Below are 9,446 nucleotides of genomic sequence, written 5' to 3' on the forward strand. Positions count from 1 at the left end.
AAGGCCGGGGCGGCGTCGATACACTGGGTCGCTTTACCGAGTGCCGCGCGCCCCCTCCGATGAATCCTGACGCCAGCCGCCTGTGGCGTGCACCGCGCTGGGCCCTGTCCGTGCTGTTGGCCTGTCTGGCCATGGTGGGCCCCTTCTCCATCGACACCTATCTGCCGGCCTTCTCCGGCATTGCGTCGGCACTGAACGCCACCCCGGTGCAGATGCAGCAGACGCTGTCGGCCTACCTGCTCGGGTTCGCCTTCATGAACCTCTTCCACGGCGCGCTGTCCGACTGCTTCGGCCGCCGGCCCGTGGTGCTGATCGGTCTGGGCATCTTCACGCTGGCCAGCGTCGGCTGCGCGATTGCGAGCTCCATCGGCCAGCTGGTGTTCTGGCGCACGGTGCAGGGCATGTCGGCGGGCGCGGGCATCGTGGTGTCGCGCGCCATCATCCGTGACATGTTCCCACCGGCGGACGCGCAGCGCGTGATGTCGCAGGTGACGCTGTTCTTCGGCGTGGCGCCCGCCATTGCGCCCATGGTCGGCGGTTTCCTGTTCGTGCACGCCGACTGGCATTCCATCTTCTGGTTCCTGACCGCGGTGGGCGGGGCGCTGCTGGTGTCCAACTGGCGGCTGCTGCCCGAGACCCTGCACCCGACGCTCGTCCAGCCCTTCCATGTGGGGGCGCTGATGCGCGAGTACTGGCGGCTGTGCAGCAGCCCCAAGTTCATGATGCTGGTGCTGGCCAGCGGCATTCCGTTCAACGGCATGTTCCTCTACGTGCTCGCCACGCCGGTCTTCCTCGGCGAGCACCTGCATTTCGCGCCGCAGCAGTTCTTCTGGTTCTTCCTGTGCAGCATCGGCGGCATCATGGCCGGGGCGGCCGTCAGCGGCCGTCTGGCCGGCAAGATGAGCCCTCAGCGCCAGATCATGCGCGGCTTTCGCATCATGTTCGCGGTGTCGGTGGCCAACATCAGCCTGAACCTGTTCGCGCCGCTCAGTGCCTTCTGGGCCCTGCCCATGGTGGGCCTGTTCGCCTTCGGCTGGGCCATGATGGTGCCGGTGGTGACGCTGCTGGTGCTTGACCAGGTGCCCGAGCGGCGCGGCATGGCGTCGTCGCTGCAGGCCTGCATCGGCTCGGCCGCCAACGGGCTGGTCGCCGGCGTCCTGGTGCCGCTGGTGATGCACTCCACGCTCGCCCTGGCCTGCACGTCGGCCGCGCTGATGCTGGTGGGCCTGTTCGCCTGGTATGGCGTGCGGCGCTCGGTGGTGAGCTGAGCGCCGGCGCTCAAGCCGGCGCCGGAGCTGCCGAAAAGCAGACGTATGAGAAAGCGCCTGATTGCCGCCGCCTGTCTGCTCGCGCTCGCCGCCCAAGCGCAGGAATCGTCCGAGCCCGCCGAGGTGCTGCGCCAGCGCCTGGCCGAGCGGCTGTCGACCAAGGGTGAGTCGGCCACGGCCAAGACGGCGCCTGCCCGCCCCGGTCGGCCTGAGGCTCGGCGCGAGGCCAAGCCCGAGGCCCGGCATGCGCCTCACTGGGGCTACACGGGTGATGTCGGCCCGGATCGCTGGGCCGAGCTGTCGCCCGAGAACAAGCTGTGCGCTGTCGGCACGCGCCAGAGCCCCATCGACATCCGCGAGGGCCTGGCCGTGGACCTCGAGCCCATCGGCTTCGACTACCGGGCCGGCAGCTTCTCGGTGCTGGACAACGGCCACACCATCCAGGTCAATGTGGCGCCGGGCAGTGGCCTGACGGTCATGGGCCGCCGCTACGAGCTGGTGCAGTTCCACTTCCACCGGCCGAGCGAGGAGCGCATCAACGGCAAGCAGTTCGAGATGGTCGCCCACCTCGTGCACCGTGATGCCCAAGGGCGGCTGGCGGTGGTGGCGGTGCTGATCGAGCGCTCGCGCGACGACAAGCCCCACCCGCTCATCCAGACCGTCTGGGCCAACCTGCCTCTTGAAAAGGGCGACCCGGTGGCGGCCCAGGTATCGCTGGACGTCGGCCAGTTGCTGCCCGCGGAGCGGGGCTACTACACCTACATGGGCTCGCTCACCACGCCGCCCTGCACCGAAGGCGTGTTGTGGATGGTGATGCGCCAGCCGGTCGGCCTGTCGGCCCAGCAGATGGGTGTCTTTGCCAAGCTCTACCCGATGAACGCCCGGCCGCTGCAGGCGGGCTCGGGGCGGCTGATCAAGGAGTCGCTGGGCGCCCCTTGAGCGTCTTGCGCGCGCCCGACAGCCAGTCGTGCAGCGTGGCGAACAGCTGTTCAGCCACCACGGGCTTGGCGACATGGTCGTCCATGCCGGCATCCAGGCAGCGCTGGCGCTCCTCGTCGAAGGCGTTGGCCGTCATGGCCAGGATGGGCAGCTGGGCGCCCTCGGGCAGGGCGCGGATGGCGCGTGTCGCATCCAGCCCATCCATCACGGGCATCTGCACATCCATCAGCACCAGGGCGTAGTGGCCCGTCTTGACCATGTCGACCGCCTGCTGGCCATCGGCCGCCACATCCACCACCAGGCCGGCGCTGCCGATGAGGGCCACGGCGACCTCCTGGTTCACCGGGTTGTCTTCGGCCAGCAGGATGCGGCAGGGCTGGCGCTGCACCAGGCTGGCCAGCCGCTCACGGGCCGAATGCGGCCGCGGCGCCGCCGTGGGCACGGTCGGCGCCTGTGCCGGCGCCTCGACGTCCAGCGAGAACCAGAAGCAGCTGCCGCTGCCCAGCGTGCTGTCGACGCCCACCTGGCCGCCCATCAGCTCGGCCAACCGGCGGCAGATGGCCAGGCCCAGGCCGGTGCCGCCATAGCGGCGGGTGGTGGAGCTGTCCGCCTGCTCGAAGTCGCGGAACAGCCGGCTCTGCGCCTCCGGCGCGATGCCGATGCCGCTGTCGATGACCTCGAAGCGCAGGCCCAGCCCCGTGCCGTGATGGGCCGGCGCCAACTGGGCCCGCAGTCGCACGAAGCCGCGTTCGGTGAACTTGACCGCGTTGCCGGCGAAATTGAGCAGCACCTCCGAGATACGCTGCGGGTCGCCGATCAGGGGGCGGCCGCGCAGCTCGGGCGCAATGTCGGTTTCCACGCGCAGGCGCTTGGCGGCGGCGGCTTGCGTGGTCATGTTGGCGATGTTGTCCAGCACCTGGTCCACCGTGAACTCACGGCGCTCCAGGCTGAGCTTGCCCGCCTCGATCTTGGAGAAGTCGAGCACGTTGTTGATGACGCTCAGCAGATGCTCCGCCGCGTTGGCCACCTTCTGCAGCCGCTGCTGCTGCTCGGGCTCGATGGTGTCGCTCTGCGCCAGGTAGGTCAGGCCGATGATGGCGTTCATCGGGGTGCGGATCTCATGGCTCATGTTGGCCAGGAAGGCGCTCTTGGCCAGGCTTGCCGCTTGCGCGGCCTGGGTGGCTTCCGCCAGCTCGGCGGTGCGCGCCTCGACGAGCTCTTCGAGGTGGTGGCGGTAGCGCTCCAGCTCCAGCGCGTCGCGGCGCTGGCGGGAGATGTCGGTCAGGAAACCGTGCCACAGCACGCTGCCGTCGGCCTCGCGCTGGGCGATGGCATTGCCGTAGAGCCAGCGTTCGCCGCCGTCGACCAGCGGCGTGCGGAACTCCTGCTGCCAGGGGCTCAGGTTGCGGGCCGAGGCGAGCAGGCTGTCGCGCACCAGCGCACGGTCGTCCGGGTGGATGCGCTCGAACCACGGAGCGGCGCTGCGGCTGAGCTCAGCGCTGCCGAGCAGGAAGTACTCGCGCACCGCCTCGCTCACATAGGCGAAGCTGAACTCGCCGTTGACCGCCAGGCGCAGCTGGTAGACCACGCCCGGCACCGTCTCGGCCATGCCGCGCAGGCGATCGATCAGGTGGCGCTGCGCCTCGAACTGCTGCTGCAGCGCATCGCGCATGTGCTCCAGGTGGCCGCCGAGCAGGCCGATCTCGTCCTGGCGGGTGTGCGCCAGCTTGGCGCTGAAGCGACCCTCGGCAAGATCGTTCGCAAAGTCGCCCAGCTCGCGCAGCGGCCGGAACAGCCGTGAATTGAGCAACCACAGCACCAGCGCCAGCGAGGCCAGCAGCTGGCCGCCGACGGTCGCGCCGTAGACCCAGCGCTGGCGCATGACGGCCGTCGTGCTGAGGTGGTCGTCAATCTCGATCTGGATGTGGCCGATGCGGGTCGCGCCGCGCAGGATGTCGCGCTCGCCCGTGAGTGTCTTGCCCAGGCGCCGCTCGGGCATGTGGTTCTCGATGAAGGGCAGGCCCTGCGATGCATCGCTCACGCTGACCCGCACCACCTCGGGCGACTTCACGATCGCGGACACCACCTCGCGCGCGGCCACAGCATCCAGGTTCCAGAGCAGCTCGGGCAGGCTGCTGGCGAGCACGTCGAGCTTGGCGTCGAGGTCACGCTGCAGTGACTGCTCGGCCACCTGCGCTTCCCGCAGGCCGATGAACAGGCCGCCAACGATGAGGGCCGGCAGCAGCAGGCCGATGCTGGCGCCCAGGGCCAGGGCGGCGAAGAGAGAGGACGAGGGCTTGCGGCTCAAGATGCGTCGATGCTGCCACGAGATCGGCACGCCAAAAGAAAAAAGCGCCCCGTCGCGATGGCGGCGTGGCGCTTTTGACGCGGCATGGCGGGTCAGCCCTTGCCCAGCAGTGCCGGTTTGAGGGAAGAGTCGACCGGTTTGTCGCCCAGCCAGATCTTCAGGATGGCGTTGTAGAAGCCGATGTCCTTCATGGCCTCGCCTTGCTGCTTGCCGTTGAAGTACATGACGGTGCCGGTGTCGGGCACCCAGTCGACCGTCACCGTGTCGCCCTTCTTGGCCTGCGGGATGCTCACGAAGGCATCGCCGAACTGGGCCAGCTGGTTCACGAACTTGGAGCGCTCCGCCTTGTCGGTGTTGGCGGTGATGCCGGCCATGAAGGCCTGGCCCAGCTCGTCACCGGTCACTTCCCGCATCATGGTCAGCGTGAAGCGGCGCGGGCCGGTCGACTCCAACACGCCAGCCGCCGAGTCTTTCTTCTCGGTCAGGTACAGGCCCAGCACATAGACCTTCACGACGATGCGGGTGCGCACGCCGGCGCCATTGAGCTTGAGCTCCTTGCCGGCCACCTTGACCGAATCTTCCAGCTTCACGCCGGCAACTTCGGCGGCGGGCGCGAGGCCTGCCAGGCTCAGGGACAGGGCCAGGCCGGTCAGCCAGCGGGCGGGGGTGGGGATCTTCATGCGGTCTCCTGTTCGTCGAGTCGGAAATCAGCGGCCGGTGTCGAGCTTGAACAGCGCGACCACCTCTTCCAGGCCCTGGGCCTGGGTGCGCAGCGAATCGGCCGCGGCAGCGGCTTCCTCCACCAGCGCGGCGTTCTGCTGCGTGCTCTTGTCCATGTCATGGATGGTATGCGTCACGCGCTCGATGCCAGCGCCCTGCTCGGCGCTGGCATGGGTGATCTCGCCCATGATGTCGGTCATCCGTTGCACGCTCGCCACCACGCCCTGCATGGTGCTGCCGGCCTTGGCCACCAGCTCGCTGCCGAGGGCCACCTTCTCGACCGAATCGCCGATCAGGCGCTTGATTTCCTTGGCGGCCTCGGCGCTGCGGCCGGCCAGCGAGCGCACCTCGCCCGCGACCACCGCAAAGCCGCGGCCCTGCTCGCCGGCGCGTGCCGCCTCCACCGCGGCATTGAGCGCGAGGATGTTGGTCTGGAAAGCGATGCCGTCGATGACGCTGATGATGTCGACGATCTTCTTGGACGACGCATCGATGCTGCCCATGGTCTGCACCACCTGGGCCACCACCTGGCCGCCTTCGCCGGCCACTTGCGACGCGGCCTGGGCCAGCTGATTGGCCTGCTGGGCGTTCTGGGCGTTGTGTTGTACCGCGTCGGTCAGGGTCTTCATGGCGGACAGCGTCTGCTCCAGCGAGGCGGCCTGCGCCTCGGTGCGCACCGACAGATCCAGGTTGCCGCTGGCGATCTCGCTGGAGGCCGAGGCGATCGACTCCGTGCCTTCGCGCACCCGGCCGACGATGCCCTTCAGGCTTTCGTTCATGTCGTTCAGCGCCTGCATCAGCTCGCCCGTTTCGTCGCGGCCGCGCACCTCGATGACGCTGGTCAGGTTGCCCGACGCCACCTTGCGCGCCACCGACACCGCGCCGCGCAGCGGCACCACGATGCCGCGCGTGATGAGCAGACCGGTCAGCACGCTCGCGACGATGGCCGCCACCGCCAGGCCCAACAGCAGCAGGGCGGTCTTGCGTGCGACCTGGTTGGACTTGCTGCCCGCTTCCTCCATCGCGGCATTGCGGGCCTCGACGAGTTTGTCCAGCGCGGCCAGGTAGCGCACCTGCGCCGCCCGCACGGAGAACTGGTACTTCAGCGGCGCGCCCTCGGTGTCGCCCGAGGCCACGGTCTTCACGAACGACGCCTGTGCGGGGATGAACTTGGCCCGCACCTCCTCGATCACCTTGAGCTGCGCGAGGCTGGCTTCGTCAGTCAGCAGCGGCTTGAGCTCGGCCATGGTCTTCTCGTGGGCCGCCATCAGGCCAGCCACCGTGTCGAGCTCCTTCTTGATCTGCTCGTCACCCGTCATGATGAGCGTGGTCATCATGCTGCGCGAGGCGTCGCCGAGCTCGCTCTTGGCCTTGTTGGCGAGCGCCACGGCCTTGTAGTCGTTGCTCAGCAACTGCGAGATCTCGCCGTTGAGCGATTGAATGCCCAGGTATCCCAAGGCGGCCATCGCCACTAGGCAGGCAATCACGACGGAGAAGCCGGCCGTCAGCCGCTGCCCGATGCGCATGCGGGACAAAAAGGTCATGAAACGTCCTCGGAGGTCTGCGGTGCTGGTGTCTCACCCTCGATGCATCGAGGCCAGCGCCTGAAACTGCAGGAAATTTCAGCAGAAATAACCGGGGCCCCCACGATCTGAGCGAGGTAACGCCGCCGCGCCGCGTGATATGTGCAGCAAAACAGGCCATGACATGGCTGACGCCTACGCGACACCGGCGCTCATGACGCCACTGTGGGAACCCTTCCAAAAGTTGGAAACCCGTTCCTTCCGAAAGTTGGAAACCCGTTCCTTCCGAAAGTTGGAAACCGAGGCAATTTTTAAGGCGCTTTGCGCATTGGTTCGTGACGCCTCATGCGCCGACGGCCATCGTGAGGAATGGTGCGGGTTTGCCGGGAGTTTGAGCTGACCGGTCCAGCGCACGGAACCAACCGAGGTAGCTGGCCAGGTAGTCGCTGGCCACGCCGTTGAAGCGGCGCATCCAGTTCTTCAGTCGGCCGTGATACGCATTGACGTTCTGGATGTGCCAGGCACCCTGCACGCGCGGGCCTCTGGAGATGTTCAAGGCATGGTGCTCGACCCCGAGTTGCCGGGCCGCAGCACCCAGCGCGCCGCCGCAGTCGGTGCACAGCACAGCGTCCGGGGCCAGCACCGGCGCCAGCGCCTGTGCTGTGTGCAACTTGTCCGGGCGTTGCAGGATGAAGTCCGCCGTGGCGCCTGAGCGGTCCCGTGCCACCAGCACAGGCTCCTGCTCATCGGACAGGCCTCGCTTGGCCGCGCTGCCGCCGCGATGGCGCGCCTTGCGACCACTCACCCGCTGGCCCTTGCACGAGCGCAGGAAGTAGGTCTCGTCGGCCTCGACCACGCCTTGCAGCTTCTCGGCCCGCAGGTTCTGCGGGAGTTGCAGGAAGCGATGCCGCCAGCGAAACGCCGTGCTCGGTGCCACAGCCAAGGTGTTGGCCGCCTGGTGCACGCTCAGGCCTTGGCGCAACACCTCTGCCTGGCGCTCCCATTTGTCCTTGTGACGCAGCCGCGCCAGCGGCGTGTCCGTCAGCGCGTTGAAGGTCCTGGCGCAGCCTCGGCATTTGTAGCGTTGCAGCCCGCTGGCGTGGCCGTTGCGAACGATGCGCTCACCGTGGCAGTGCGGGCATGCCAGCGCTCGCGATTCGACCGCCTGCACCACCTGGGCCGCGTCGCCCGCCGCCTGCAGCGCTTGCATCAAGACATGTTTCTGCGCGGTACGCAGCTTCGCTGCCTCAGCCAGCAGTCTTCTAAGTTCTCGGGTGCGCATGACCGGCTCCTTGAGGCCCCAACGGTTCGGGGCGCGCCGGTCAATGTCTCAGCTCGTTGGCTCACCAGATGAGCCATCCTCAATCAATGCGCAAAGAGCCATTTTTAACGGCACCGGTCCGCTTGTCTTGACCGGTCGGCACAGAACATTCGAGCAACGACGTTCACAGGGTGATGGGGTGGATCACGCCATGAGCCACCTCGCCGTTAAGTTTTGCGCGCCAACTGTCTGGCCCCTGGGGAACTTGCATGCTGTCTGAATTGACCTGGCCCGCCGCGCTCTTAGGCTTGTTGCCGATCGTCGCAAGGTTCGTGCTGGAAAAGCTGAGCGGGGCGCTGCAAAGCGACAAGCCGCGCCGCAGTGAGCATGAATTGCATCACCGCATCCTCGCTGAGCTACAGAAGAGCAAAGGCGACGACTCTATCTACGCACAGCAGCTGAACCGCTCGCTGCTTGAAGAGCTCGTTCCGTCGGCCAAGACACACGAGGACGGCCTGCGCGTTCTGCATCTGAAGGATTGGCGAAAGCTGACCCGCCTGACCAAGACGATCAAGGGCATCGTTGAGATCAAGGCTGACGAGGCCGGTGTACCGAGGGTCGTCTGGGCGGAGAACTGGGCCCGCTGGCTCCGAGACCGCCCCGCGTGTACCTTCATCGTCGCGTTCTGGATCTACGCGATCGGCTTCACGGCTACGTTCTTCTTTTTGGCCTGGTACTCCAATGCCTGGATGGTGGACGGCCTGGGAATGCAGGTTTCAACCTTCTTGGCGTGCCCCCCAGCGATCCTGCTCAGTGCGTCGCTGACAGTCTTCGGCTTCAGCCGGTCTGTGAAGATCCTGGACGGGTACAGCGCTCGCCGCTACTCGCGCAAGCTGACGGAAGCGGACCTTCTCATCGAACCTGCGAAGTCCACAGTACCTGTGCAGGCCCCGCTTCTCGCCCACACCCCGTTTACGAGCTATCGCCCGTCGGTCGCGCGTGGCGTCGCTGTCGCCGGGGGTCGCCGGCGTGGGTCTATGGTGGTTGATCGTTATCAGCGAGGTTGAGGGCGGACGCGGGCGATGACGACCATCTGTGGCTGGCTGTTCCCATATGACTGGTAGACGCGGCCCCGCCTGATGCGCGTGACCGAGTCGCAGGTGTCTTCGCGGAAGACCCAGCGGTCCGCGTCGCCCGACAGTCCAGATGGGATGTTCTGCCAGTCCGCCTCTGACCTCACCAGATGACACTGGCTGACCGGCGGCTGGGGCCGGACATGCAGGTCCGGGTTGTTGCGTCCTTCGAAGATGGCGCCCGTCTGGGCTTCGATGCCTAGGGAAGGTCTGCAAAACCCCGTCCGCGACGGACGATGAGGTTGCATGCCGTTCGCGCGGAGAAATAGCGTCCTATCAGAGCGTCGCGGGCGG

Annotated in this window: 7 protein-coding genes; 3 read left to right on the forward strand and 4 right to left on the reverse strand. The window is 67.2% G+C overall.

Annotated elements, in window-relative coordinates; translation table 11 throughout:
- Nucleotides 1-59: 59 nt before the first annotated feature.
- Together CDO81_RS26555 and CDO81_RS26560 are read left to right on the forward strand one after the other, a co-directional pair.
- Nucleotides 60-1,268 (forward strand): multidrug effflux MFS transporter, encoded by a 1,209-nt coding sequence (locus CDO81_RS26555; RefSeq protein WP_088486286.1) that lies wholly within the window; start codon nt 60-62, stop codon nt 1,266-1,268.
- 45 nt (nt 1,269-1,313) lie between these two features.
- Nucleotides 1,314-2,207: a carbonic anhydrase gene (locus tag CDO81_RS26560; protein ID WP_088486287.1), complete on the forward strand. Its 894-nt coding sequence runs from the start codon at nt 1,314-1,316 to the stop codon at nt 2,205-2,207.
- Here CDO81_RS26560 and CDO81_RS26565 read toward each other — a convergent pair.
- From CDO81_RS26565 to CDO81_RS26580, 4 genes are all read right to left on the reverse strand, one after another.
- Entirely contained in the window at nt 2,182-4,515 is a 2,334-nt protein-coding gene (locus CDO81_RS26565) for an ATP-binding protein (RefSeq protein WP_088486288.1), read from the reverse strand. The two genes, CDO81_RS26560 and CDO81_RS26565, sit on opposite strands and share 26 nt — an antisense overlap.
- 92 nt (nt 4,516-4,607) lie before the next feature.
- Nucleotides 4,608-5,195, reverse strand: coding sequence for a chalcone isomerase family protein (locus CDO81_RS26570; RefSeq protein WP_088486289.1), 588 nt, complete (start codon nt 5,193-5,195; stop codon nt 4,608-4,610).
- Nucleotides 5,196-5,222: 27 nt separating this feature from the next.
- The gene (locus CDO81_RS29205) at nt 5,223-6,779 is read right to left on the reverse strand and encodes a methyl-accepting chemotaxis protein (RefSeq protein WP_088486290.1); all 1,557 of its coding nucleotides are present in this window, start codon (nt 6,777-6,779) and stop codon (nt 5,223-5,225) included.
- A gap of 322 nt (nt 6,780-7,101) precedes the next feature.
- Nucleotides 7,102-8,040: an IS1595 family transposase gene (locus CDO81_RS26580; RefSeq protein ID WP_088486291.1), complete on the reverse strand. Its 939-nt coding sequence runs from the start codon at nt 8,038-8,040 to the stop codon at nt 7,102-7,104.
- A 248-nt stretch (nt 8,041-8,288) separates the two neighbouring features.
- Here CDO81_RS26580 and CDO81_RS26585 point away from each other — a divergent pair, with 248 nt between their 5' ends.
- Nucleotides 8,289-9,086: a hypothetical protein gene (locus tag CDO81_RS26585; protein ID WP_144397423.1), complete on the forward strand. Its 798-nt coding sequence runs from the start codon at nt 8,289-8,291 to the stop codon at nt 9,084-9,086.
- Nucleotides 9,087-9,446 lie beyond the last annotated feature (360 nt).

Origin of the sequence: Roseateles puraquae, assembly GCF_002205845.1 — a bacterium.
GTDB classification, from domain to species: domain Bacteria; phylum Pseudomonadota; class Gammaproteobacteria; order Burkholderiales; family Burkholderiaceae_C; genus Pelomonas; species Pelomonas puraquae.